The sequence below is a fragment of the Xanthocytophaga flava genome (assembly GCF_030068545.1).
Classification (GTDB): Bacteria; Bacteroidota; Bacteroidia; order Cytophagales; family 172606-1; genus Xanthocytophaga; species Xanthocytophaga flava.
In genome coordinates, this window is the sequence record NZ_JASJOR010000099.1 from 1 (window position 1) to 594 (window position 594).

Genomic DNA, 594 nt, shown 5'->3' on the forward strand with positions numbered 1-594 from the left:
GCAAACAGAAATGATGCAAACAGAAATGATGCAGGTTCATGTGATACTAGCCAATAAAGCCCGAGCGTATCTGAAAAGTATGGGCTATAAAAGTAAAAATGATAAACTCGATGCCAAAGGGCTAGCTCAGATGTGTGCAGAAAAAACCCTGCCTTGCTGGAAACCTGTTTCCAAAGCCATTTATCATTTACGCAGTTTAACTCGTTTACATGAGGATTTGCAAATTCAGAAAACAGCCCTGACCAATCGTTTACATGCCTTACAGGCAAGTATGTATGAATTGAAACAAGCCAGTAAGTCACTTAGAATGGTACTCAAGTCTATCACTGCCCAACTCCAATCACTCGAAGAGCAAATCCGACAAGTGATCGAGAAAGATCCACAGTTAGCTAAAAAGTATAGCTGTGTCAACTCAATCAAAGGTATTGGCTTGATGACTTTTGCCGTGATTGTAGCTGAAACCGATGGGTTTGCTCTGATCGAGAATCAGGCACAATTGTGTAGTTATGCTGGCTATGATGTAATTGAAAACCAATCGGGAAAACGGGTAGGTATGGGTCGGATCAGTAAAAAAGGCAATGCCCATATTCGACG

Annotated in this window: 1 protein-coding gene; it reads left to right on the forward strand. The window is 41.4% G+C overall.

The window, feature by feature from the left end; all coding sequences use genetic code 11:
* Positions 1–10 precede the first annotated feature (10 nt).
* A partial coding sequence (locus QNI15_RS38930; RefSeq protein ID WP_314037612.1) for a transposase occupies positions 11–594 on the forward strand: 584 nt, incomplete at its 3' end.